General features: G+C 67.7%; 31 protein-coding genes. 22 read left to right on the top strand and 9 right to left on the bottom strand.

The annotated features are described in order from the left end of the window. The first annotated feature begins 93 nt into the window (after window positions 1-93). From ACYVG2_RS06545 to ACYVG2_RS06560, 4 genes are all read left to right on the top strand, one after another. Window positions 94-678, top strand: coding sequence for a PadR family transcriptional regulator (locus ACYVG2_RS06545; RefSeq protein WP_460780230.1), 585 nt, complete (start codon window positions 94-96; stop codon window positions 676-678). 57 nt (window positions 679-735) lie between these two features. Continuing rightward, window positions 736-2,493 carry an ABC1 kinase family protein gene (locus ACYVG2_RS06550; protein ID WP_460780231.1) on the top strand — a complete coding sequence of 586 codons (1,758 nt, stop codon included), beginning with the start codon at window positions 736-738 and terminating at the stop codon, window positions 2,491-2,493. A gap of 117 nt (window positions 2,494-2,610) precedes the next feature. Further along, a complete protein-coding gene (locus ACYVG2_RS06555; protein ID WP_460780232.1) occupies window positions 2,611-3,495 on the top strand; it encodes an alpha/beta hydrolase fold domain-containing protein in 885 nt (294 codons plus the stop codon). 44 nt (window positions 3,496-3,539) lie between these two features. After that, entirely contained in the window at window positions 3,540-3,866 is a 327-nt protein-coding gene (locus ACYVG2_RS06560; RefSeq protein WP_460780233.1) for a hypothetical protein, read from the top strand. Window positions 3,867-3,927: 61 nt separating this feature from the next. Here the strand turns inward: ACYVG2_RS06560 and ACYVG2_RS06565 are convergent, their stop codons facing one another. After that, window positions 3,928-4,311: a hypothetical protein gene (locus ACYVG2_RS06565; RefSeq protein ID WP_460780234.1), complete on the bottom strand. Its 384-nt coding sequence runs from the start codon at window positions 4,309-4,311 to the stop codon at window positions 3,928-3,930. Window positions 4,312-4,432: 121 nt separating this feature from the next. Between ACYVG2_RS06565 and ACYVG2_RS06570 the strand changes: the two genes are divergently transcribed. Together ACYVG2_RS06570 and ACYVG2_RS06575 are read left to right on the top strand one after the other, a co-directional pair. Further along, window positions 4,433-4,780 carry an ArsR/SmtB family transcription factor gene (locus ACYVG2_RS06570; RefSeq protein ID WP_460780236.1) on the top strand — a complete coding sequence of 116 codons (348 nt, stop codon included), beginning with the start codon at window positions 4,433-4,435 and terminating at the stop codon, window positions 4,778-4,780. A 1-nt stretch (window position 4,781) separates the two neighbouring features. Then, window positions 4,782-5,771: an SRPBCC family protein gene (locus ACYVG2_RS06575; protein ID WP_460780237.1), complete on the top strand. Its 990-nt coding sequence runs from the start codon at window positions 4,782-4,784 to the stop codon at window positions 5,769-5,771. Window positions 5,772-5,852: 81 nt separating this feature from the next. Here ACYVG2_RS06575 and ACYVG2_RS06580 read toward each other — a convergent pair whose 3' ends face one another. Continuing rightward, the gene (locus tag ACYVG2_RS06580) at window positions 5,853-7,634 is read right to left on the bottom strand and encodes a TIM barrel protein (protein ID WP_460780238.1); all 1,782 of its coding nucleotides are present in this window, start codon (window positions 7,632-7,634) and stop codon (window positions 5,853-5,855) included. A 111-nt stretch (window positions 7,635-7,745) separates the two neighbouring features. On the opposite strand from ACYVG2_RS06580, the gene ACYVG2_RS06585 reads away from it, so the two are divergent. Genes ACYVG2_RS06585 through ACYVG2_RS06610 form a run of 6 tightly spaced genes read left to right on the top strand, consistent with a single transcriptional unit; the run spans window position 7,746 to window position 13,224 of the window. Then, window positions 7,746-8,294: a TRAP transporter small permease gene (locus tag ACYVG2_RS06585; RefSeq protein WP_460780239.1), complete on the top strand. Its 549-nt coding sequence runs from the start codon at window positions 7,746-7,748 to the stop codon at window positions 8,292-8,294. Beyond that, window positions 8,291-9,565 carry a TRAP transporter large permease gene (locus ACYVG2_RS06590; RefSeq protein ID WP_460780240.1) on the top strand — a complete coding sequence of 425 codons (1,275 nt, stop codon included), beginning with the start codon at window positions 8,291-8,293 and terminating at the stop codon, window positions 9,563-9,565. The genes ACYVG2_RS06585 and ACYVG2_RS06590 overlap by 4 nt, the downstream gene beginning before the upstream one ends. After that, a complete protein-coding gene (locus ACYVG2_RS06595; protein ID WP_460780241.1) occupies window positions 9,562-10,515 on the top strand; it encodes a shikimate dehydrogenase in 954 nt (317 codons plus the stop codon). The genes ACYVG2_RS06590 and ACYVG2_RS06595 overlap by 4 nt, the downstream gene beginning before the upstream one ends. Beyond that, on the top strand, window positions 10,512-11,543 hold the full coding sequence (locus ACYVG2_RS06600) for a DctP family TRAP transporter solute-binding subunit (RefSeq protein WP_460780242.1): 1,032 nt from the start codon (window positions 10,512-10,514) through the stop codon (window positions 11,541-11,543). Before ACYVG2_RS06595 ends, ACYVG2_RS06600 begins: the two co-directional genes overlap by 4 nt. Window positions 11,544-11,552: 9 nt before the next feature. Next, entirely contained in the window at window positions 11,553-12,527 is a 975-nt protein-coding gene (locus ACYVG2_RS06605; RefSeq protein WP_460780243.1) for a phosphotriesterase family protein, read from the top strand. Between the two features lie 46 nt (window positions 12,528-12,573). Then, complete coding sequence (locus tag ACYVG2_RS06610) at window positions 12,574-13,224, top strand: TetR/AcrR family transcriptional regulator (RefSeq protein WP_448966841.1); 651 nt, start codon at window positions 12,574-12,576, stop codon at window positions 13,222-13,224. Window positions 13,225-13,249: 25 nt separating this feature from the next. Here ACYVG2_RS06610 and ACYVG2_RS06615 read toward each other — a convergent pair whose 3' ends face one another. From ACYVG2_RS06615 to ACYVG2_RS06635, 5 genes are read right to left on the bottom strand one after another with little or no spacing between them, the layout of a single operon-like run. Continuing rightward, window positions 13,250-14,026, bottom strand: coding sequence for a ribonuclease H family protein (locus ACYVG2_RS06615; protein ID WP_460780244.1), 777 nt, complete (start codon window positions 14,024-14,026; stop codon window positions 13,250-13,252). Between the two features lie 22 nt (window positions 14,027-14,048). Continuing rightward, a complete protein-coding gene (locus tag ACYVG2_RS06620) occupies window positions 14,049-14,540 on the bottom strand; it encodes a hypothetical protein (RefSeq protein ID WP_460780245.1) in 492 nt (163 codons plus the stop codon). A 46-nt stretch (window positions 14,541-14,586) separates the two neighbouring features. Further along, window positions 14,587-14,913: a hypothetical protein gene (locus ACYVG2_RS06625; RefSeq protein WP_460780246.1), complete on the bottom strand. Its 327-nt coding sequence runs from the start codon at window positions 14,911-14,913 to the stop codon at window positions 14,587-14,589. Between the two features lie 46 nt (window positions 14,914-14,959). After that, window positions 14,960-15,175: a hypothetical protein gene (locus ACYVG2_RS06630; RefSeq protein WP_448966837.1), complete on the bottom strand. Its 216-nt coding sequence runs from the start codon at window positions 15,173-15,175 to the stop codon at window positions 14,960-14,962. 7 nt (window positions 15,176-15,182) lie between these two features. Continuing rightward, window positions 15,183-16,085 carry a VOC family protein gene (locus tag ACYVG2_RS06635; protein WP_460780247.1) on the bottom strand — a complete coding sequence of 301 codons (903 nt, stop codon included), beginning with the start codon at window positions 16,083-16,085 and terminating at the stop codon, window positions 15,183-15,185. 128 nt (window positions 16,086-16,213) lie between these two features. On the opposite strand from ACYVG2_RS06635, the gene ACYVG2_RS06640 reads away from it, so the two are divergent. Then, window positions 16,214-17,299 carry a mechanosensitive ion channel family protein gene (locus ACYVG2_RS06640; RefSeq protein WP_460780248.1) on the top strand — a complete coding sequence of 362 codons (1,086 nt, stop codon included), beginning with the start codon at window positions 16,214-16,216 and terminating at the stop codon, window positions 17,297-17,299. Between the two features lie 91 nt (window positions 17,300-17,390). On the opposite strand, the gene ACYVG2_RS06645 is transcribed toward ACYVG2_RS06640, so the two are convergent. Then, window positions 17,391-17,714: a protealysin inhibitor emfourin gene (locus tag ACYVG2_RS06645; protein ID WP_460780249.1), complete on the bottom strand. Its 324-nt coding sequence runs from the start codon at window positions 17,712-17,714 to the stop codon at window positions 17,391-17,393. Further along, window positions 17,689-18,741: a M4 family metallopeptidase gene (locus tag ACYVG2_RS06650; RefSeq protein ID WP_460780250.1), complete on the bottom strand. Its 1,053-nt coding sequence runs from the start codon at window positions 18,739-18,741 to the stop codon at window positions 17,689-17,691. The genes ACYVG2_RS06645 and ACYVG2_RS06650 overlap by 26 nt, the downstream gene beginning before the upstream one ends. Before the next feature lie 161 nt (window positions 18,742-18,902). Here ACYVG2_RS06650 and ACYVG2_RS06655 point away from each other — a divergent pair, with 161 nt between their 5' ends. The 9 genes from ACYVG2_RS06655 (at window position 18,903) to ACYVG2_RS06695 (ending at window position 22,996) form a co-directional block, all read left to right on the top strand. Next, entirely contained in the window at window positions 18,903-19,352 is a 450-nt protein-coding gene (locus ACYVG2_RS06655; RefSeq protein WP_460780251.1) for an Asp23/Gls24 family envelope stress response protein, read from the top strand. Further along, the gene (locus ACYVG2_RS06660; RefSeq protein WP_460780252.1) at window positions 19,349-19,540 is read left to right on the top strand and encodes a DUF2273 domain-containing protein; all 192 of its coding nucleotides are present in this window, start codon (window positions 19,349-19,351) and stop codon (window positions 19,538-19,540) included. Before ACYVG2_RS06655 ends, ACYVG2_RS06660 begins: the two co-directional genes overlap by 4 nt. Beyond that, entirely contained in the window at window positions 19,537-19,899 is a 363-nt protein-coding gene (locus ACYVG2_RS06665; RefSeq protein WP_460780253.1) for a hypothetical protein, read from the top strand. Before ACYVG2_RS06660 ends, ACYVG2_RS06665 begins: the two co-directional genes overlap by 4 nt. After that, the gene (locus ACYVG2_RS06670; protein WP_460780254.1) at window positions 19,899-20,465 is read left to right on the top strand and encodes a hypothetical protein; all 567 of its coding nucleotides are present in this window, start codon (window positions 19,899-19,901) and stop codon (window positions 20,463-20,465) included. Before ACYVG2_RS06665 ends, ACYVG2_RS06670 begins: the two co-directional genes overlap by 1 nt. Further along, window positions 20,462-21,064: a hypothetical protein gene (locus tag ACYVG2_RS06675; protein ID WP_460780255.1), complete on the top strand. Its 603-nt coding sequence runs from the start codon at window positions 20,462-20,464 to the stop codon at window positions 21,062-21,064. Before ACYVG2_RS06670 ends, ACYVG2_RS06675 begins: the two co-directional genes overlap by 4 nt. Window positions 21,065-21,152: 88 nt before the next feature. Continuing rightward, window positions 21,153-21,419 carry a GlsB/YeaQ/YmgE family stress response membrane protein gene (locus ACYVG2_RS06680; protein ID WP_460780256.1) on the top strand — a complete coding sequence of 89 codons (267 nt, stop codon included), beginning with the start codon at window positions 21,153-21,155 and terminating at the stop codon, window positions 21,417-21,419. Window positions 21,420-21,498: 79 nt separating this feature from the next. Then, the gene (locus tag ACYVG2_RS06685) at window positions 21,499-22,065 is read left to right on the top strand and encodes an RNA polymerase sigma factor (RefSeq protein WP_460780257.1); all 567 of its coding nucleotides are present in this window, start codon (window positions 21,499-21,501) and stop codon (window positions 22,063-22,065) included. Next, on the top strand, window positions 22,062-22,664 hold the full coding sequence (locus ACYVG2_RS06690; RefSeq protein WP_460780258.1) for a hypothetical protein: 603 nt from the start codon (window positions 22,062-22,064) through the stop codon (window positions 22,662-22,664). The genes ACYVG2_RS06685 and ACYVG2_RS06690 overlap by 4 nt, the downstream gene beginning before the upstream one ends. Continuing rightward, window positions 22,661-22,996, top strand: coding sequence for a hypothetical protein (locus ACYVG2_RS06695; protein WP_460780259.1), 336 nt, complete (start codon window positions 22,661-22,663; stop codon window positions 22,994-22,996). Before ACYVG2_RS06690 ends, ACYVG2_RS06695 begins: the two co-directional genes overlap by 4 nt. The last annotated feature ends 45 nt before the right edge of the window (window positions 22,997-23,041 follow it).

Genomic DNA, 23,041 nt, shown 5'->3' on the forward strand with positions numbered 1-23,041 from the left:
TGCCGCCACGCGTACTCGACGCGTGCCTCTTCCCGAACGACACTGAACGATATATCGTTAACGCACATCGTCCGCTCGACTCTGGAGGACACCATGAACAGCTCTTTCCCCACCGGCCCCTTCGGCGGAACAGGCTCAGGCTCGCCGTTCGGCGGAGCAGGTGGCCCGGCATCCGCGATCTTCGACGCGATGGACCAACTGCGCAAGTCATTCGAGCAGCGCACCGGCGGCCCCTCCCGCATGGCTCGCGGCGATGTGCGCGCGGCGGTCATCTCCCTTCTCGCCGAAGAGCCGATGCACGGCTACCAGATCATCAACGAGATCGCCGAGCGCTCCGGCGGCTCGTGGAAGCCGAGTGCGGGATCCGTCTACCCGACCCTGCAGTTGCTCGCCGACGAGGGACTCATCACCGCCGAGGAGCAGAACGGCCGCAAGACCTATTCGCTCACCGGCGCCGGTCGCGAAGAGGCCGAGATCGCCGCTGACAAGCCCGCACCGTGGGAGGCCTTCGCCTCACGCGACGGCGGACACCTCACCGCGCTGCCGAAGGCCGGGATGGATCTCGCCGGCGCCGCCGCGCAGGTCGCCCGCACCGGAACGCCCGAGCAGGTGCACGAGGCGGTCACCGTGCTCGACGAGGCGCGTCGTAGGCTGTACGCGATCCTTGCGCAGGACTGACTCGCCCCGCACCGCCCGGTCGGGCATCCTGCCTGATCGGGGCGAGAGGACGAGCCGATGACGGATGCTGCGGACGCCGCACCTGCGCCCGCCGCACCTGCGCCCGCCCGCGCGGAACCAGCGCATCGCACGACCCACCGGGCGCGCTATCGCCGCATCGTCTCGTTCGCCGCCCTCGAGTTCATCAAGATCTGGTGGTTCGAACTCGTCCTGCCCAGGTTCGGGTTCTCCGGGGTCGCAGAGCGCACCCGTGCGGCGCGGATGCTGAGCTTCGCCCGTCGCTTCCGCGTGCTCGCCGTCGAACTCGGCGGGCTGATGATCAAGGTCGGCCAGTTCATGTCATCCCGTCTGGACGTGCTGCCGCCCGAGATCACGCAGGAGCTCGCCGGCCTCCAGGATGAGGTTCCCGCGGTCCCGTTCGCCGAGATAAGGGCGCTTGCGGAGGTCGAGCTCGGGGTGCCTCTCGAGCGTGCCTTCGCGCGGTTCGACGAACGGCCTCTTGCCGCGGCATCCCTCGGCCAGGTCCATCGCGCCCGCCTGTCGGACCTCGATGCCGCCGACACCGGGCTGCGCGAAGTGGTCGTCAAGGTGCAGCGTCCGGGGATCGACGAGATCGTCGCCACCGACCTCACAGCCCTGCGCCGGGTGGCCGGCTGGGCGAGCCGCATCCGTCTCGTCTCTGATCGGGTCGACGCCCCGGCCCTCGTGGAAGAGTTCGCGGTGACCTCGCTAGAGGAGATCGACTACCTGCACGAGGCCGCCAACGCCGAGCGCTTCGCCGAGAACTTCGCCGCCGACCCGCGCGTCGCCGCACCGGAGATCGTGTGGGAGCGCGTGACCCGCCGAGTGCTGACGCTGTCGGACGTCACGGCGATCAAGATCAACGACACCGCGGCTCTCCGGCGGGCGGGAATCGATCCAGACGACGTTGCCGACGTCTTCGCCGAGATCATGTTCGACCAGGTGTTCACGCACAGCTTCGTGCATGCCGACCCGCACCCGGGCAACATCTTCGTGACGCCGCTGGCGACGGATGCCGCGGCCGCCGCGTCCGGTGATGCGAGGCCGTGGCGCCTGACCTTCGTCGACTTCGGAATGATGGCCGAGGTTCCCGACGGCCTGCGCGACGGTCTGCGCACACTGCTGGTCGCCGTCGCTGGGCGGGACAGCAAGGGTTTGGTGAAGGCCGCGCAGGAGATCGGGGTGCTGCTGCCGTCGGCCGACACCCTCGAACTCGAGCGCGCACTCGCTGCACTGTTCGAACGTTTCGGCGGCATGGGCTTCGTCGAACTCAGCAAGGTCGACCCGAGCGAGTTCCGCGGCTTCGCGAACGAGTTCGGCGACACCGTTCGCACACTGCCGCTCCAGCTTCCCGAGAACATGCTGCTACTGATCCGCGCGGTGTCGCTCACCTCGGGGATGTGCAGCGGGCTCAACCCCGCCTTCAACGTGTGGGATGCCGCTGAGCCGTACGCCGCCCGCCTGATCCGCGATGAGAGCGGCAACGTCATCCAGGCCTTCGCGCGTCAGGCGGTCTCGACGGCAGCGACCACATGGCGTCTGCCCGCGCGCATCGACGATGTGATCACGCGCATCGACGACGGCACGGTGACCTTCGACACCTCAAGGCTCGAGCGCCGCCTCGATTCGCTGATGCGCATCGGTCGCCGCGCGGTCGCCGCGCTGCTGTTCGGAGGCCTGCTCATCGGCGGTGCCCTGCTGCTCGTACCGGCTGCGCCGCTCGGGATCGTGCTGATGGCGGGGTCGGTGCTGCCGCTGCTGTACGCGCTGTTCGGCGGCGCGGGGCGGCGGTGAGCGCGCTGCCGACGGTCACCGCTCACGTTTTGGCGTGAACACTCACGCGGGAACAGTGTTCTACTGAACCATCGGCCGGTGCCGCACGGGCGCCCGCATGACAGAAGGTGCAGAACCGTGATCGTTCCCGAAGCCCTCGTCACAGCGTTCCTTCGGGCGACGCGCGCGAACGCCCCGTTCCTCAGCGTCGGCTCTGCACGCCGAGCGATCCGCAATGCGGAGCTGCGACCGGAGCCGTATGGGCCGCCGTCACGATTGCGGTCCGATCTCCGCGTGAGCGTCACGCACATCGGCAAGGTTCCCGTCTACACGGTGGCTCCCGCTCGAAGCGTCCCGCGCGGATCTGTCATCTACACCCACGGCGGAGGATGGATCCACCAGATCGCTCGACAGCACTGGGAGCTGATCGCGCAGATCGCCGTCGAAGCGAACGTGACGGTAGTCGTTCCGATCTACACGCTGCTGCCTTTCGGAGATGCGCGCGAAGCGCATGACCTGGTTCTCGGGATCGCCGAGCAGCTCATCGAGCAGCACGGAAGTGTGCGCCTCGTCGGCGACTCCGCAGGGGGACAGATCACTCTTGCCGTGGCGCAGACGCTGCGCGATCGCGGGGTCGGTTCGGTCCGTACGGTGCTGATCGCGCCCGGGCTCGACCTGACGTTCTCCAACCCGCTCATCCCCGTCATCCAGCCCACAGACCCGTGGCTCGCTCAAGACGGCGGGCGCGAACTCGGCCGAGTGTGGGCCGGCGGACTCGACGTGCGGGATCCGATCGTGAGTCCGCTCTTCGGCAGATTCGACGGACTCGGACCGATGCTCGTCTTCAGTGGAACACGCGATGTCCTCAACCCGGATGCGCGGATCCTCGTGGACAGTGCGCGGGCAGCCGGCGTGGATGTGACGTTCCGCGAGCGGGCCGGCGCGCTCCACGTCTTCCCGCTCCTGCCGATCCGTAGCGGTCGCGCTGCGCGAAGCGAGATCGTGGCGGCGTTGCGCGGCTGAATGGCGGCCCCAGCGCTCGCTCCATGCCGCAGTATTCTCGGGGCATGAGCGGCCCCGAGCTATCAGATTTTCTTGGTCGGTTGTCATCGCGAGATCATGCCGCGGCATGGCTGGCGCGCGAGTTGCTCGCTGCCGGGTGGTCGATACGCAGTCTCACCGGGCCTGTGCAGATGGATGTGTGGGAGTTGCTTCTGCGCCGCGGAACGCGCACCGTCCGATTCGGGATTGAACGAGGGCGCTCAGACGGTGTGCACTTCATCGATGGCGCGGAGACCTATCGGCCGGTCGTCGAAGCCATGTCGATGGGCGAGCGAGCGGTCAGCACGCTTTCAGAAGACCCGGTTGCAGTCCTTCAATGGTTGAACAAGTAGGCCGGGCCGATGATCGAGGCCCGTTGAGCGGTTGTGGCGTGCGCAACACGGGTCGCCTCGTCTAGGAGGCCGCCGCACCTTCGATGCGGCGCAGAGCCAGTCCCTGGCTGAGGGCGAACGCCGCGACGTCGATGGCAACAGCGAAGGCTGCGAGGGCGAGCGCGGTCGTTCCCGCGACAATACCGGTGGCCGCCAACCCCAAGCTGGCGACGATGTTCGCAATCATGACCAGGCGGGCTCTTGTCCTGATCGGTCGCTGACGCGACGCGCGCCAGACGTAGGCGCCCCACAGGAGGGTTGCGCTGCCGACACCGATGAGAAGCGCAGGAGGCAAAGCCACCGCGTTCGCCGCGAAGGGCGCTGTGACTGCGACCACGAGGCCGAGGGCAATGCAGTAGATCGCGTCGAAACGAAGGCTGAGACGAGCGAGTCGGTCACCGGTCATGAACCGATTCTGCCCTACCCCGCGTCACCGAAGGTGGTCTGTCTCGGCGATGCAGTCTCGACAGAACGAAACCGGAGAACACTCTTGACACAGCATCCGCTTCGCACTAACGTACAACCAAATGGTTACACAACGAGAACTGAGCGAAGCGGAGACCGACCGTGTGTTCCACGCACTGGCGACGGCGACCCGACGCGACATCCTGCGCCGCACGATCAATGAAGAGCAGTCCGTGTCGACCCTCGCGGGCGACTACGACATGTCGTTCGCTGCGGTGCAGAAGCACGTCGCCGTCCTCGAGGCCGCCGGCCTCATCATCAAGCGCGCCGAGGGACGCGAGCGGCTCGTCCGCGCGAATCCCGACATGATCGCGCGCGCCCGGGCGCTGCTCGCCCGATACGAAGAGATGTGGCGGGCCCGAATCGCCCGCCTCGATGACCTGCTGGCTGAAACCAACGAAGGAGATTGAAATGCCTGTCACCGATGTCACCACCGACACCGAGAATCTGACGATGACCGTCACGGCCGACTTCGCCGCTCCGATCGAGCGCGTGTGGAACGCCTACAGCGACCCGCGCCAGCTCGAGCGGTTCTGGGGTCCTCCCGGATGGCCCGCGACGTTCACCGCCTGGGACCACAGCGTCGGCGGACGCGCGAACTACACGATGAAGGGCCCGCGCGGCGAGGAGTCGTCCGGGTACTGGGAGTTCCTCGCGATCGAAGAACCGCGACGTTTCGAGGTGCTCGACGGCTTCGCCGATGATCAGGGCGCTCCGAATGATGAGATCCCCGCGATGCGGATGGAGTTCACGTTCGAGCCGACCGCCGAGGGCACCCGCATGGTGACCGCCAGCCACTTCGTCTCCGCCGAAGCGCTCGAGCAGGTCGTCGCCATGGGCATGGTCGAAGGCACCAAGATGGCGATGTCGCAGCTGGATGCCGTGCTGCAGGATCTCCGCGAGTACGCCGAGGGCAAGGGCACGCAGGTCGACCTGCTCGACGACACGCACGTGCGCATCACCCGCCTGGTGAACGGTCCGCGCGAACTCGTCTGGCGCGCCTACAACGAGGAAGAGCTCATGCGGCAGTGGATGCTCGGACCCGACGGGTGGGAGATGACCGAATGCGTCGTCGCCACCGCTCCCGGCGAGAAGCACCGCACGTCGTGGGCGCCGGTGGGCGACACCGAGGGAGAGGCGTTCGGCTTCGAGGGCGAGGTGTTGCTGGTCGACGCTCCCCGTCGTGCCGTGTCGACCGAGCGGATGCAGGGCACTGAGGGCCCTGAGACGCTCAACGACCTCAACCTCTACGAGGAGGACGGCGCCACCCTGGTGACGCTGTTCATCGAGTACCCCGACAAGGAGACGCGCGACATGATCCTCGCCACCGGCATGGCCGACGGCATGGAGGAGTCGTACGCGCGACTCGAGCGCGAGGTGCTCAGCTCCACGCGTTCATAACTTCCTCAAGGAGTGAGCCGAACGGCCCGGATCCGCTGGATTCCGGGCCGTTCGGCTGTGGTCTTGAGGGGTTGTGCCAGCTCAGCGCCCCATCGCCCGCTGTGCGGCGAGGCGGATCGGCGCGTTCGCGCCGCCGTAACCGTCGTACCCGCCGCGGCGCTCGACGACCTCGAAGAACACGTCGCCGATCGTGCGCGTGTAGAAGTGGATGAACTCGCCATCAGCGTCGCGGTCGTAGAGCAGGTCGAGCTCGCGCAGCGATGAGAGCAGATCGTCGGGCAGGCCGAACCGCGCCGACAGGTCGTCGTAGTAGTTCGCCGGGATGCGCAGGTGATCGATGCCGCGCTCCTTGGCGCGACGCGCCACCGCGAACACATCGTCCGTCCGCACGGCGATGTGCCGTGCGGGGGGCGGCGCCGTGGGAGGCGCGAGATTGATCGGTACGCGCACGATGCCGTCAGGAGTGCGCATGACCTGACTGCGGATCAGCCCCTGCGGACCGGGCACATCCGCCGGTGGCTCGGCACGCAGCGAGAGGGCGCTCGACATGAACAGCACGGCCTCGTCGAAGTCCTGCCACGCGTACGCGAGATTGATGTGATCGACCTCGCCGACCAGGCCTCCCGCGGCGTCGGTGCCTCCGTCGAACTCCTGCAGCCATGACTCCTCGGCCGGCAGCGAGCTCCAGAACACCTGCGTGCCGTCCGGTGCCGCGACTCCCCGGAGGTCCTGCTCGCCTTCATACGTGCGACGGAATATCTTCTGCGAACCCAGCGCGATCGCCCGATCAACGGCGGCCGCGGCATCCGGGACCTGCAGGCCGATGCCGGACAAGCGCGGCTCGTCGTGGCGCACCTGCTCGTTCAGGATCACCCGGGCAGAGCCCGCGCTCCACAGCCTCACCGGCTTGCTGCGATGGCGGCCTTCGAAGGCGAAGCCCAGTTGCGCCAGCAGCTCATCGACCTCCGCGAGGTCTGCTCCGGCGACCTCGATGAAGTCCAGGGCCGAGACCGGCTGCGCCGAGCCGATGCGTCCGTCCTCCCAATCGTTCTCCTCCGCCGTCCGATCCGCCAGCCACACCAGCGATCGATGAGCGTGCGCGGCCGTGCGCACCGTCTCGGTCTGGCGGAACGTGTCGTTGAAGACCTCCAGCGACCAGGGCCCCGTGTATCCCGCGCGCACCACGTGCGTCATGAACTCCACCAGATCGAAATCGCCCTCGCCGGGGAACAGTCGATGGTGCCGGCTCCACGACAGCACGTCCATGTCGAGTGCCGGGGCGTCGGCCAACTGCAGGAAGAAGATCTTCTCGGCCGGGATCTCCTCGATGCCGGCCGGGTCGTGTCCGCGGGAGAGGATGTGAAAGCTGTCGAGGCAGATGCCGAGATTGGGTCGGTCGGCCCGCTGCACGATCGACCACGTGCGACGGTAATCGTCCACGAAGCGACCCCAGGCGAGTGCCTCGTGGGCGAGGCGGATGCCGTGCACCGCAGCCCTATCCGCGAGCTCGCCCAGTTGCCGTGCGGCCACCTCGTCGTCGTCGATCGTCGCCGTGCCGACGTTGCTGCACACCAGCATCAGGTCGGTGCCGAGCCGGTTCATGATCTCGAACTTCGCCTCCGCTCGCCGCAGCGTGTCCTCGAAGACGTCGTCCGCGACCCCCTCTGCATCGCGGAACGGTTGGAACATGTCGATCCGCAGCCCGAGCCGTTCGCACAGCGCGCGGATCTCCTCGGGGGATTCCGGTGCAGAGATGAGATCGGCGTCCATGATCTCGACGCCGTCGAAGCCTGCCGCAGCGCAGGCGTGGAGCTTGTCGACGAGTCCACCCGAGAGGCAGACCGAAGCGATTGAGGTGTGCATGGCAGTGAACGTACCAGTTTGTACATTAATTTCCCAGAGGTATTGCCGAATCAATGTACCAACCAGTACATTCGTCACCAGTACCCGATCCACCGAGCACAAAGGCGTCTCGTGACCCCACAACAACCCCCACCCGCCACCGGCATCCTTCGCCGCGCGGCTCGCATCATCACGGTGATCGAGCTCGCCATCGGAGCGATAGCCGTGCTGATGATCCTCGTCCTGGTCTTCTGCCAGGCACTGCAGCGCTACCTGCCGTTCGAGAGTCTGGCGTGGACCGGTGAGCTCGCCCGCTTCGCCCTGCTGTGGGCGACCTTCGCCGCGATGGGCATCCTCGTCACGAGCAACGGGCACATCGCCCTCGAGCTCGCCGACTCGATCCGCAACCCGATGATCGTGCGCATCATCCAGGTGTTCGCGCTGCTGGTGGTCGCCGCGGCGGGCATCGGCCTCTCGCTCGAAGCGTGGGCGCTCATCGAGACGCAGGGGATCGTGAAGTCCCCCGTGCTGCGTCTGCCGATGTCGTGGGTCTACATCCCGGTCCTGATCGGCACCGTCAGTACGACCATCCGCGCTCTGCTGTCCGCCGCCGACGTCGCGCTGCACGGCCCGAAAGCCGCCGACATCGAAGACGACCAGATCGAGGTGGCAGGACTGTGACTCTCATACTTCTCGCTCTCGCGATCGCTCTCCTGCTGGCACTGCGCGTGCCTGTGCCCTTCGCCTTCCTCGGGCCGTCGCTGGTGTACATGGCCGTCGAGGGCCAGTCCCTCGGCATGGCTCTGCGCACGGTGACCAACGCCGCCAGCAGCTTCCCCCTGCTCGCCGTGCCGCTGTTCATCTTCCTCGGTGCGCTCGCCAACCACGCCGGGATCGCCGACCGGCTGTTCCGCTTCGCCCAGGCAGGGCTCGCGAACATTCGCGGCAACCTCGGCTACGTCACCATCGGCACCAGCGTCGGATTCGCCTGGATGAGCGGATCGGCCGTCGCCGACGCCGCAGCCCTCGGCAAGGTGCAGATCCCCGCCATGATCCGCGCCGGCTACGGCCGCCGCTTCGCCACCGGGATCTCGGCGACCTCCGCGCTCATCGCGCCCGTCATGCCACCGAGCATCCCCGCTGTGATCTACGCAGGACTCGCCGCAGTCTCCACCGGAGCACTGTTCGCGGCATCCGTCATCCCCGCACTGCTCATGGCCGCAGGCCTGTGCATCGTTGTGTGGGTGCTCGTGAAGCGCATGCCCAACGTCAAGAAGGGCAAGTTCGACCGCGCCGAGTTCGTCGACTCGACGAAGGGCGTCGTCCTGCCGCTCGTCGCACCGATCATCATCCTCGGCGGGATCCTCGGTGGATTCTTCACCCCTACCGAGGCCGCAGCGGTCGGAGTCGTCTACATCATCCTCGTCGGGCTGCTCCACCGCTCACTGAGCATGAAGAGCTTCATCAAGGCGCTCACCGAGACGGTGACGACGACGGCGTCGATCATGATCATCGTCGCATCGGCGTCGCTGCTGGGCTACATCCTCGCCAAGGAGCGCCTGCCGCAGATGCTCACCGAACTGGTGTTCGCGATCAGCGACAGTCCGACCGTCTTCCTGATCCTCGTCGCGGTGCTCATGCTGATCCTGGGGACCGTGATCGACGCGACGGCGATCCTCGTGCTGACCGTGCCGATCATCCTCCCGATCGGGAACCAGATCGGCGTCGACCCGATCGTGCTCGGCGTGCTCATGATCCTCTCGCTCATGATCGGCCTCCTCACCCCGCCGGTGGGAACCGTCCTGTTCGTGACGGCTGCCGTGTCGAAGACCCGCATCGGAGAGGTGTTCCGCGGATCGCTGCCGTTCATCATCCCGCTGCTGGTGATCTGCGTGCTCATCATCGCGTTCCCGAGCGCCGTGATGTGGCTGCCGGGGGTGCTGGGCCTGTGACGCTCGACACTGCGCTCGCACGCCGGCCTGCCGTGCTGATCGGCCTGATCGGCGAGGGCGTCACGCCATCGCTCACGCCGCCGATGCACGAGTCCGAGGGCGCCAGGCACGGGATGCACTACGTGTACCGCACGATCGACCTCGCCCCGGAAGAGGGCACGACCGCATCGCTGCGCACGCTGCTCGCCTCTGCGCGACGACTGGGATTCAACGGCCTGAACATCACGCACCCCGTCAAGCAGGCGATCATCCCGCTGCTCGACGGGCTCAGCGAAAGCGCGCGGGCCGTGGGCGCGGTCAACACGGTCGTGTTCACGGATGCCGGTGCCATCGGCCACAACACCGACGTCACAGGCTTCGCGGCCGCTCTGAAAGACGCCTTCGGCGACGAGCGACTGCGACGTGTCGTGCTGTTCGGCACCGGAGGAGCGGGCTCAGCCGTCGCCACGGCGCTGGCGCAGCATCCGATCGCCGAGCTCGTGCTCATGGACCAGGTGCGAGAGCGCGCCGACGTGCTCGCCGATCAGGTGCGCGCGCTGACCACCGCGGAAGTGCGCGCGGCAGGCATCGACGAGCTGCCCGGCCTCATCGCCGACACCGACCTGATCGTCAACGCGACGCCGGTGGGCATGGCCGCGCATCCCGGCACCCCGTTCGACAGCGCGATGCTGCCCGACGGCATCCGCGTCGCCGACATCGTCTACCGACCGGCGGACACCGCGTTGCTGCAGGCGGCTCGCGCCCGCGGCATCCGCACAATGTCGGGACTGGGCATGGCGATGCACCAGGCCGCCGACGCCTTCGAGATCTTCACGGGGCAGCACGCCGACCGCACAGCCATGCTCGCCGATCTCGACGATCTGGTCGCCGCCGAGGAGGCCGCGGCCCCCCACCCGACATCACCAGACGCAACACCCGAAACAGCACCAGGAAGAGGAGAGAACCGATGAACGCACGACGCACGCGGCGAACGATGTGGATCGCCCTTGCCGCCGCACCAGCGATGATGCTGGTCGCCTGCTCCAGCACCGGAGGCGACGCCACCGGCGACGGAGGCGATGCAGGAACGACGCAGAAGCTCACGCTCGCCCACAGCTACAACGAAGAACAGCCGCAGCACCGCTGCGGTGCGCAGGTGATCGCGGACGAGGTCGCCGCGGCCGACGTCGGACTGGAGATCGAGATCTTCCCGTCCAGCCAGCTCGGCGGCGACGCGGATCGCATCGCCTCGGTCGCCTCAGGAGACATCGACATCGACATCCAGGGCGCGTCGGCGCTCGGCGCCGTCTACGAACCGATCAGCGTGCTCGATGCGGCCTACGCGTTCGACGACGCCGATCACCTCGCGGCCTTCATGGCCAGCGATGCCTCCGACACGGTCACCGAGGCGTTCGAAGCGGAGTCCGGCGTGCACACCCTCGGCGCGTGGTCGGCCGGGGCCCGCCAGTTCACCGCGAATGCTGCGATCCGCACGCCGGAGGATCTCGAGGGCCTGCGCATGCGCTTCCCCGGATCCCCGCAGTTCCTCATGAACGCCAAGGCGCTCGGCGCGACGGCGACCGAGGTCGCGTACGAGGAGCTCTACCTCGCCCTGCAGCAGGGCACGGTCGACGGCCAGGAGAACCCGATCACCAACATCGTGGCCTCGAACCTCAAAGAGGTGCAGGACTACGTCAGTCTCAGCTCGCACCAGTTGAACACCAACCTCGTCATCATGGGCCCGATCTGGAACGAGCTCAGCGACGAGCAGCAGGAAGCACTGACCGCCGCGACCGAGAAGGCCGTCACCGAGGTCACCGCCTGTGTCACCGAAGACGAGGAAGCGGTGCTCGAGGAGTGGCGCAGCGGCGGCGAATGGGAGGTCATCGAAGACGTCGACCGCGACGCGTTCAGCGAGAAGGCGGAGGAGTACCTCTCCAGCACCCTCACGGGGGACTCGCTCGACGTGTACGAGGCCATCCGTTCGACCTCGGAGTGAGTTGACTGCATGGCGCGTTCGGTCCCGACGTTCACAGGCGCGGTCGACGAAGATGCGCTCGGTGTGACCCTGATCCACGAGCACGTCTTCGTGACCGACCCCGAACTCGATGTCAATATGCCTCATCCGGAATGGGATGAGCAGGCGATGATCGAACGCGCCGTGCAGACCCTCTCGTCGCTGTACGAGCGCGGGGTGCGCACCGTGGTCGACCTGACAGTGATCGGTCTCGGCCGGGACGTGCGACGGGTCGCCGAGGTGGCGGCCAGGGTCCCGGTGCAGATCGTGGCGGCGACCGGATGCTACGCCGCGTCCGTGCTGCCGCCGTACTTCCGGCTGAACGGGCCGGGTCTCGTCGTCGACGGCCCCGATCCGCTCGTCGACCTCTTCATCGGAGACATCGAGCGCGGGATCGCCGGCACTCAGGTGCGCGCGGGGATGATCAAGATCGCCTCGGACGGCTCGGAGCTCACCCCTGATGTCGAGAGGGTGTTCGCGGCGGCCGCCACGGCGCACCTGCGCACCGGCGTGCCGATCACGACGCACTCGGATGCGGCCGCGCGCGGAGGGCTCGCGCAGCAGGACGCCTTGGCGCGGCTGGGCGTGCCACTCGAGCATGTCGTGATCGGGCACAGCGGTGACTCGCTCGATCTGTCGTACCTGCGAGCACTCGCCGACCGCGGGTCGTACCTGGGCTTCGACCGATTCGGGATGGAGCACGTCGGGCGGGATGAGGATCGCATCCGGATGCTGCGCGCCCTGCTCGACGCCGGTTATGCCGACCGCATCGTGCTCTCGCACGACGCGGCGGTGTTCAGCCGGGTCACGCCGCCCTCGTGGCGGAACGAGCATGTGCCGAACTGGCACATGAGCCACCTGTTCGACACCGTGCTGCCGCAGCTGCGCGCCGGCGGTGTCGATGAGGCCGCTCTGCACCAGCTGATGGTGGTGAATCCGCGGCGAGTGCTGACGGGTGGGGCATGATGTGTGCACAGCCGAAATCTCGCGTGGTCGAGAGGAACGAGAGACGATGACGAACAGCGTGACCGAGCCGGTCGTGCGAAAGCGCGACGCCGAGCGGACTCGCGCGGAACTGCTCGAAGTCGCCACCGAGGCCTTCGCCGAATCCGGCTACGCCGGCACGCGCGTCGACGAGATCGCAGAGCGCACCAAGACGACGAAGCGGATGATCTACTACTACTTCGGCGGCAAGGAGCAGCTCTACCTCGCGGTGCTGGAGAACGCCTACCGAGGCATCCGCGAGAAGGAGCAGTCGATCCACGCCGGCGACCTCGCGCCGGTGGAGGCGCTGCGGCAGATCGCCGAGCTCACCTACGACCACCATCGCAACCACTCCGACTTCATCCGTCTGGTGTCGATCGAGAACATCCACCACGGCGAGTTCATCAAGCGCCTCGACGGCCTGCGCACGGTGAACCAGCCGGCCGTGGCCGTGCTCGAGACAGTGCTCGAGAGAGGCCGAGCCGAGGGGAGCGTGCGCGCCGATGTCGACGCGCTCGACGTGCACCTGCTGATCAGCTCGTACTGCTTCTTCCAGGTCGCCAACCAGCACACCTTCGGGTACCTCTTCGATCGCGATCTGCTCGCAGAGGATCGTCGAGAGCACTTCCGCTCGATGATCGGCGATGTCGTGGTGGCGTGGCTGACCGCTGAGGCGTGATGCCGGCCGGCCGCCCGACGGTGTGTCAGATCAACCGGCGCAGCGCCTCTTCCAGAGAGACGCCCTGCGCCTTGGCGCGGGCGCGGAGCCGTGAGAGCTCGGCGGGCGACAGCGTCACATTCACCTCGACCGGCGCGACCTCGGGCTCGTCGGTCAGGCCGTCGAGCAGATCGGATGCTTCGGCCCAGAGCGGCGCAGTGACAGGCGCTGCAGTGACAGGCGCTGCAGCAGTCGGCGACTCGCGCACTGCGTCCGGCGACTCGCGCACTGTCGCAGCCGGAGCGGATGCTCCCGCGGCCACCGCGGCGGACGCGGCGACGGCGGCTCCGGCATCCGTCGCCATCGTGAACCCTGGTCCGCGGCGCGGCTCCTGCTTCGCCTGATACGCCCTCGCGGCGCCGTTCGCCCGTTCGTCGGCGGCCTCGTTGAGGTCGTGGCCCGCGTGGCCCTTGACCCACTCGAACCTCACGTCGCGGCCGCGCATCGCCTCATCCAGCGACTCCATGAGCTCGCGGTTGAGCACAGGGGCGCCGTCGGCCTTGCGCCATCCTCGGCGCTTCCAGCCCGGCATCCACTTGGTGATCGAGTCGATGACGTACTTGCTGTCGCACATGATCAGCAGCGACTCGTCGGTGCCGGCCGTCGCGCGCAGCAGTTCGAGCACCGCCTGCAGCTCGCCCTGGTTGTTGGTGCCGTGCGACGATCCCCCCGCCGCCCAGTTCGCGTCGTCGATGTACCAGGCCCAGCCGTTCGGGCCGGGGTTGCCCAGAGCGGAGCCGTCTGCGGCGGCGATGATCGTCATCCTTCGAGCGTAACGGCGATGACTACTCCCACTCGATCGCCACGATCGTCGTCCGCAGCGCACCGCCGTCCACCGGAGTCTCGTACCGCACTGGCATGCCAGGGTGCCGCATCGAGAACCAGAACGTCGAGGGTTCTGCGTCCGGCTCCTCGCGCACGTCGTACCGCAGGCAGTCGACGAGCCCGATCGGCAGCGACAACGTCTCGCTCGACAGCACGGTGCGATCTGCGGGGAAGGCGGCGTGCGCCTGCAGGTCGCGCCACGTCACCCTCGTGCGGGAGATCCCGCCCTGGACGACGCCGTCGGAGCCCGAGCTCCATCGCTCGAGGGTCGCGCCGGCGGCATCCGTCTCACGGAAGCGGTTCAGGCGGAAGTGCTGAGCGCGCCCCGGCTCTTCGACCAGCAGCCGGATCGTCTTGCCGTCGCCGGTCGCCTCACGGATCTCGTCGGCGGTGAAGGGCGTCGCCAGCAGCCCGGGGCCGATGACATGCGCGTCGGGTTCGGAGTCGGTCATGCTGCCTCAATCCACGTCGAGATCTCGATGCTGCGGATGCCGTGACTCACGCCCGACGGAACACGTAGTACCCGACCACCGCGCCGTGATTCACGACGCCCTCGCCGGTGCCGAACATGCGTGCAGACGTGGTCGCGCCGCTCTCCACGAACGTGAAGCCGGTGTGCTCGAGTCGCCAGCCGAGCTTCTCGACCTCGCCGAGGAAGTAGCCGGTGCTGTCGTCGCTCGACATGGTGTTCCCGGCCGAGCCCCAGGTCGACCTCTCACCCGTGAGCAGGCCGACGTCGAGCTGCAGCTGCAGCAGCGCGTCGCCGCGCGCGTGCGCGCCCTGCGCGAGTGCCAGCAGCCTCGATGCCTCATCAGCTGTGGGCATGGTCCCCCCCCTCGTGTCGTCTCGGAGAGACGTTACCGCAGCAGCATCACGACTCGGGCTCGCCGTCCGTCTGCTCCGCCCCGTCCTCCAGAACAGGAGCGACAGGGAAGACGATCGACGTCGTCTGAGCGCCCAGACCCACCTCGAGCGGATCGACGGTGGCCGTGCCGTCGAGCTCGTCGACGGCATCCTGATCCCGCGGCTCGCCCGGCAGTGATGCCCATGGCCCTGGGTCGTCGGGTTTCTGCGTGAAAAGTCCCATGTGATCCTCAGAAGTCGGCGATGATGAGTTTCTTCATCTCCATCATCTTCGCGTACGCACCAGGGCGTTGCATCAGCTCTCCCATGTTCTCCGGAACGATCTGCCAGCTCAGGCCGTAGCGGTCGGCCAACCAGCCGCAGACCTCCGCCTCCGGCACGGTGGTCAGGGCGTTCCAGTAGTGGTCGAGCTCGTCCTGATCGGTGACGCGCACCTCGAGCGAGACGCCGCAGTCGAAGCGGACGTCCTGCTCGACCCCCGAATCCATCATCGCGAACCACTGCCCCGCAAGGCGGAACTCGCCGAACATGACGCTGCCGGCATCCGCTGGGCCGGTCTGCGTCGGGTATTCGGCGATGAAGCCGACCTCGGCATCGGGGAACAGCGACGTGTAGAACTCCGCCGCCTCGCGAGCCTTGTTCTGCACCGGGCCGGAGAACATCAGCTGCGGGATGAGGAACGGTCGCGGCTCCCCCTCGGGGTTCGTCAGCAGCAGCTGCCAGTTGACGCCGTAGCGGTCCTCGACCCAGCCGTATCGCGGGCTGAACGGGTACTCGCCGAGCTCCATCCGCACGACGCCGCCATCGGCGAGCCTGGCCCACGTCTCATCGAGGGCGACGCGCGCGGCGTCGCGGTCGCCGTCGAAGCGCAGCGGATCGAAGTTCAGCATGAACGACACCGACGCGTTGGGGCGGAACTGCTCCCCCGCGTTGATGAGCGTGAGCAGATAGCCGTCGATCACGAGGTCGACCGTCAGGGTCCTCCCGCTGAACTCGGCCTGCCAGTCAGGCACATCATCCGGGTACCGCGCGCCGACGATCGCCGTGGCTCCGGGGAAGACGTCGGCGTAGAACGCGCCGGCCTCATCGGCGTTCTGGTCGAACCACAGGTTGGGGATGATCTTCTGCGACATGACAGCTCCTTTGCTGCGAGCGGTTCGCCCGTCCTGTTCGGCGCACCTCATCGCATCCAGAGTGCGCCAGAGGTGCATCGTAGACAAGGGGCTTCTCTGGAGCGGGTCGACCTGTCTAGGGTGGAACGATGCCTTCTCCCCTCGGTCAGAACGCTCTCGGCGGTGCGAACCTGGACTGGGGCCTGTGGCTCGAGACGTTCGTGGCGCTGCTCGTCGCGGTCGCGATCGTGGCCGTCGTCGTCATCGGCATCCGATTCGTGGCAGGTCGTACCCGCGGCCGCTCCGCCTGGATCGGCGACCTCGAGCGCCGCATCCGCGTGCCGGGGATGATCCTGGCCTTCCTGATAGCGGTGTGGATCACGTGCGCCGTCACTGCGCCGTCGAGCCTGTCGTGGTGGCCGGTGCTGCAGCGCATCCTGCTGATCGCCGTGGTGCTCGTCGGTGCCTGGCTGCTGTCGACGGTCGTCACCTTCGGCATGGAACGGCTCATGCAGTACGACAGCAGGCGCGATGCCACGAGCCCGGAAGCGCGCCGCCGTCAGACGCAGCTGACAGTGCTCAACAGGCTCGCCGTCGTCCTGATCGCGATCATCGCGATCGGCGCGGTGCTGTTCAGCTTCCCCGAGGTGCGCGCGGTGGGCACCAGCATCCTGGCATCGGCCGGTGTCGTGAGCGTCATCGCCGGGCTCGCCGCGCAGTCGACTCTCGGCAACCTGATCGCCGGAGTGCAGATCGCGTTCACGGACTCGATCCGCGTCGGCGACGTCGTCGTGGTCGAGGGCGAATGGGGACGCATCGGAGAGATCAACCTCTCGTACGTGGTCGTCAACATCTGGGACGAGCGCCGGCTGATCCTTCCCTGCACCTACTTCACCTCGCAGCCGGTGGAGAGCTGGACCCGCAGGAGCGACAGGATCATCGGTACCGTCTATATGGATCTCGACTGGCGGGTGCCGGTGGATGCCGTGCGCGAGAAGTTCATGGAGATCGTGCAATCGTCGGACGCCTGGGACCGGCGCTCCGCGAACGTTCTGGTGACCGGTTCGGAGGGCGGGCACGTCACGCTGCGCTTCAAGATCTCGGCGGCGAACTCCGACGACCAGTGGGATCTGCGCTGTCTCGTGCGGGAGAAGATCATGACGTGGCTGCAGCAGGAGCATCCCGACGCCCTGCCGGTCACCAGGGTTGCACTGGAGGAGCGCCCGGACCGTTGAGCCGGCGTACACCTGTCAGCGCATTTCACAGATGTCAGCTGAGATCACCGATTTCGACTGACATCTGTGATCCGGACTGACGGGTGTGCCCTCACTCGTTTCCGGCCTCGCGCACCGCATCGACCAGCTGCCGCCACGGACCATCGAGCGCCGACTCCGGCAACTCCCGCTCGAGCCGCGCGCGCGGAGTGCGTGCCTGGATGCTCCAGACGTAGCGGTCCGCCCCCCGCTGCGGGTCGGCTGACGGATCGTCCCACGGGCAGCTGTCTATCAGCTCGATCCAGTGGGGCTCTTCATCGTGCGGCGGCACGACGCGCCAGCGTCGACGGATGCCGGCGATGCCGCCGGTGCGGATCACCACGATGAGGAAGCCCGGCTCATCGGCCGGATCACTCGGTGGGGCTACGTCGCGCATCCTCATAGACTCCCACGGTGGTCCACGCTGCGCGAGTGGCTGTCGCGACCTCGTCGTCGATGGCGGCCGCGATCGTCGCATCCGCGAACTCCCGGAAGTCCGCCGTGCTCGCCAGCCCGCCGGTCAGAGCGTTGTACCAGGTGAGGCCCGCGCGCTCCCACGCGTTGCCGCCGAGCGCGGTCGCGGTGAGGGCGAATGCGCGGTTCGGGATGCCGGAGTTGATGTGCACTCCGCCGTTGTCCTCTGTCGTTCTCACGAAGTCGCGCATGTGCGCGGGCTGCGGGTCCTTGCCGAGTTCGTCGTCGTCGTAGGCCGTGCCGGGTTCGAGCATCGACCGCAGCGCCGTGCCCTGCACCTGCTCCGTGAAGATGCCGGCGCCGATCAGCCAGCTCGCCTGATCCGCCGTCTGCCCCTGGGCGTACTGCTCGGTGAGGGCGCCGAACACATCGGCGATCGACTCGTTCAGTGCGCCGGGCTGGCCCTGGTATTCGAGGTTCGCCGTGTGCTGGATGACGCCGTGCGCGAGTTCGTGGCCGATAACGGTGATCGATCCGGTGAAACCGCGGAACACCTCGCCGTCGCCGTCTCCGAAGACCATGCGTTCCCCGTCCCAGAAGGCGTTGTCGTAGTCGGTGCCGTAGTGCACGGTGGCATCCAGTGGAGCTCCGTTGCCGTCGAGGGAGTTGCGCCCGAACGCGGCCAGCAGCATCTCGAAGGTCGCCCCGAGCCCGTCGAACGCCTCGTTCACGCTGACGTCGTCGACCGCCGGATCGTCTTCCGCGCGCACGACGACACCCGGCAGCGTCTCGCTGTTCTGCGCGTCGCTGATCGTGCGGTTCGGCGCATCCGACAACTCGGCGACGAGATCGCCCTGCTCATCGATCGACAGGTTGATGCGCGCGCGGAACGTCGGACGACCGGCGAGCAGGGTCTGTCGCGCGGCATCCGCCGCCCGGGGAAACCGCCCCGACTCGGCCAGGCGGGCGAGGAGGTATGCCGGGATGATGCCGTATGCGCTGTCGTTCATACCGGCGACGATACGCCGGGGCGGAGACACTGTCGCCGGAGTGCGTCAGAACTTCTTCCAGATTTTTCGTGACGTTTCGCGGGGTGCGTGCGTCTTATCCATGACGCGGTTTCCGCGACAGGCATCCAGATCGGATGCGCACAGCGAACGAAGGACTGAACATGGTGAATGCGACGCCCCGCACCCAGCCCACGACGCCGGCCGATGTGTCGGACAAGACCCTGCAGGGGTCTGGCAGGACGACCATCGAGGACGCCGTGGTCGCGAAGATCGCCGGCATCGCGGCACGCGAGGTCTCAGGCGTCTTCGCCCTCGGCGGCGGAGCGGCTCGTGTCGTCGGCGCCATCCGTGACGCCCTCAACACGACGGACCTCACCCAGGGCATCAGCGTCGAGGTCGGCGAGAAGCAGGTCGCGGTCGACGTGACCATCGTCGCCGAGTACCCCGTCTCCCTTCAGAAGGTCGCCGACGACGTGCGCGCATCGATCTTCCGCGCGATGGAAGACCTCGTCGGCATGGAGGTCACCGAGGTCAACGTGACCATCAACGACGTGCACATCCCGTCGGAGGACGACGAGTCCGATGGGGCGCAGGAGGCGCGAGTCCGGTGAATGCGACCGTGATCGGCGCCGTCGCCGCCGGTGCACTCGCCATCGTCTGGATCGTCCTCGGCTTCTGGGCGTTCGTGCTGGTGGTCGTGGCCGCGCTGATCGGCGCGGTGCTCGGCCGCATCATCGATGGACGCCTCGACGTGCGCGCGCTGGCGGATGCGCTGCGTGGGCGTCGCTCATCGTCATGACGACCTCGGCGGACGGTGCCGGCGATAGCAACGCGGATGTCGGTATCAGGGCCCTGCGAGGACGCACGACGTTCAGCGCCCGGGCGCTGCAGCATCTGGCGACGGGTTTGGCGAAGGATGCCGCCGACGTGGCCGCGCGCGACGTCACGGTGAGGCTCTCCGACGATGCCGGAGACCTCCGGGTCAGCGTGGTGGTGCCGATGCTGATCACGAAGCCGTCCAGGTCGGTCGACGTTCAGAGCCGGCGGCTGCGTGCGGGCATCATCTCCGGGCTGGCAGATCTGGCCGGCCGTCGGGTGAGCGCCGTCGATGTCAGGTTCACAGGCGTGAAGCACTTTACGGAAAGGAGAGTCATCTGATGGATCGTCGTCATGCGACCTACCGGCGCGTGCTGCGTCGCGAGACGCACGCATCCCGGTCCGCGGCCGCAGTGATCTTCGCCGTGCTCTTCGCGCTGATGCTGCTCGGGGCGCTCGCACTCGGTGTCTGGGCGGTCGTTGACCGCGCCTTCCGAGAGCGGGCGGCGGCCTGGATCTCCGATGTCGTGCGTGCAGCCGATGCCACTTCAGTGCTCATCGTGACCGGCATCCTCTGCCTGCTCGTCGCCGTGCTGCTCATCCTCGCGGCCGTGCTTCCGGGACGCCGAGCCCGCCATGCGCGGGTGACGGACCGCGTCGCCCTCCTCATCGACGACGGCGTGCTGGCGGATGCCGCGGCGGATGCCGTCGCCCGCGAGCACGACATCGACCGCCGTCAGATCTCGACGACGATCGCGCGGCGCTCCCTCAGCGTCAGGGTCACGCCCACCAGCGGAATCCGCATCGACCCCGACCGGGTCGCGAAGACCGCGAGCGTCGCTGTCGCCGACGCGGGCTTCGACACTGCGGCGTCCGTCGACATCGCACGTGCAGGGGTGATCGCGTGAACGCGACGAACCGTGTCCTCAACCGAGCCGTGCTTCTCATCGCCGGGCTGCTGCTGGCCGCCGCAGGTGCTGCCGCTCTCCTGTGGGCATGGCGTCCCGATCGGGCTCAGGTCGTCCTCTCGGATGTCGAGAGGAGCGTCGACGACGCGCTTCGGGGCCCGAGCATCACCATGCTCGGCGGCGACGTCCCCCTCGTCCTCATCGCGGCATCCGTTGCCGCCCTCATACTGGCCGTCGCGCTCGTCATCTTCGTGTTCGCTCGAGGACGCGGGAGCGTCCAAGACGTCGCGCGGATCCGGGCGGACGATGGCCGGACGGAGGTCGACCGCAGTGTGGTCGACGCCGTTCTCTCCGGCGCGCTCATCGCGCGCCCGGATGTGGTGTCCGCCCGCACCGGGGTCTTCCTGGTGAAGGGCGTACGAACCGTTCGGCTCTCCGTGACCGTCAGACAGGGTGCGTCCCTCGGTGACGTGCTCACGGCAGCCGAACGTGCGGTCCGGGATTGGGATTCTCTGCTGGGGGGCGAGACTCCCATCCTGATCCACCTCACCGATCGCGGATGGCTCGGGCGATACCGCTCTGCCGTCCGCGTTCGGTGAGGCCCTCTCGCGGAACTCGCGAACTGAGTCTGGACGAGGTCACACCCCGACCGCAGACTGAACACACAACTGAAAGGCAACACACAAAATGGGTTTTCTCGGATTCCTGCTCCTCGGACTGATCGCCGGTGCGATCGCGAAGCTCATCCTCCCCGGTAAGCAGGGCGGCGGATGGTTCGTCACGCTGATCCTCGGCGTCGTCGGCGCTCTTCTCGGAGGGTGGATCGGAAGCGCGATCTTCGGTGTCGGAGTCGACGAGTTCTTCTCGCTGAGCAGCTGGCTGCTCGCGATCGGCGGCTCGGTGATCGTTCTGCTGGTCTACGGCCTGATCGCAGGACGGCGTTCCGCCAAGTGACGCACGCGTGCATCGTCTGCCCCGGTCTCCGCATCCCGCGGATGGCCGGGGCGGACGCGCGCGGAGGGATGGGAAGAGGATGACCGACGAAGAGCCGGGCGGCAGACTGGCGGCGGCGGATGACCGCATCGTCGCCGGTCGCGCGATCGACGGTGACATCGCCGCGTTCGAAGTGCTGGTGCGCCGCTATACGCCGATGATGCGCGCCTATGCGCGTCGGGTGCTGGGGGCCAGTGCAGACGTCGATGACGTCGTGCAGGAGGCGTTCGTGATCGCCTGGCAGCGACTGTCCGAGCTGGACGACCCCTCGGTGGTGAAGAGTTGGCTGATGCGGATCGTGAGTCGCAAGGCCATGGACCGTGTGCGATCGAGGCGGCCGCAGGTGGACATCGACGACATCGAGCATCCGGCATCGCCTGATACGACTCCGGCGCGTGCGGTGGAGACTCGTGCAGGCGTGGAGGCGCTGAACGAGGCGCTCGCAGAGTTGCCGGAGGCGCAGCGGCAGAGCTGGGTGCTCCGCGAGATCGGCGGACTCACGTATGAGGAGATGGCAGCGGAGCTCGCGATGCCAGTGACCACGGTGCGCGGGCTGCTCGCTCGTGCGCGCAAGCACATCATCGTGCGAATGGAGGAATGGCGATGACCGAAGACGGCAGACTGCCCCTCGGGCTCGAGCCGGACGACCTGGACGGCCACACGATCGAGGAGTTGACGGACTACCTCGATGCCGGCCGGACGCCGGCCGATCCAACCATCGATGCTTCCCCCGGATGCGCACTCGCCCTCGACGCGATGGAGCGTCTTCGTGCGCTCACACCCGCGCTGATGGCACGCGATGAGGCGTCCGAACCCGACCCTGAACCGGGATGGATCCAGTCGATCCTCAGCGGCATCGCACTGGATGCCCGCTCCGGTCGACGCATCCCCCTCGTCGATCCCGACGACGGATCCGACCTCGCGATCACGGAGGGCGCGGTGCGCGGGCTCATCCGTGCGGCCGAGAACGTGTTCCCCGGGATTCTCATCGGACGCTGCCGTCTCAACGGAGACGTCGCAGTGCGCGGCGCAGAGGTCGGCGTGGAGATCGATGTGAGCGTGCCGTTCGGCGAGCCGATCGCGCAGCTCGCGAACAGGCTCCGCTCTGAGATCGCCGTCCGGCTGGACAGGCACACCCAGTTCGCCGTCACCGGGATCGACATCACGGTGCACGACATCTCGACCTGGACGGAGGACAAGAGATGAACGACCTCGTCGTGGAGATCGAGGCCGCGGTGCTCGGGACCCCAGGTGTCGTCGCGCTGTACCGCACCGGTTCGGCGGTGACGAACCTGGTCGGGGCGGCCGCCGAGCGCCTGAGCGGATCGGAGGATGCCGCGACACGTGCGGTCATGACGAACAGGGGCGGCACCACTCAGGTGGAGGTGGCACTCGGCATCGACTCGCAGGGGAGCGCCGTCGAGATCGCGCAGGCGGTGCGCGATCGGGTCACGGCGCTGCTCGTCGCCGCGGGGGAGACGACGCCGTTCGTGCGTCTCACCGTCGTGCACGTGGCGGACGGGCGACCGCTCGCGTAGCGGTCGCCCGTCCGCGGCGGCTTCTCCCAGCCCGCTCGCGTAAAA

The organism is Microbacterium shaanxiense (assembly GCF_054779995.1).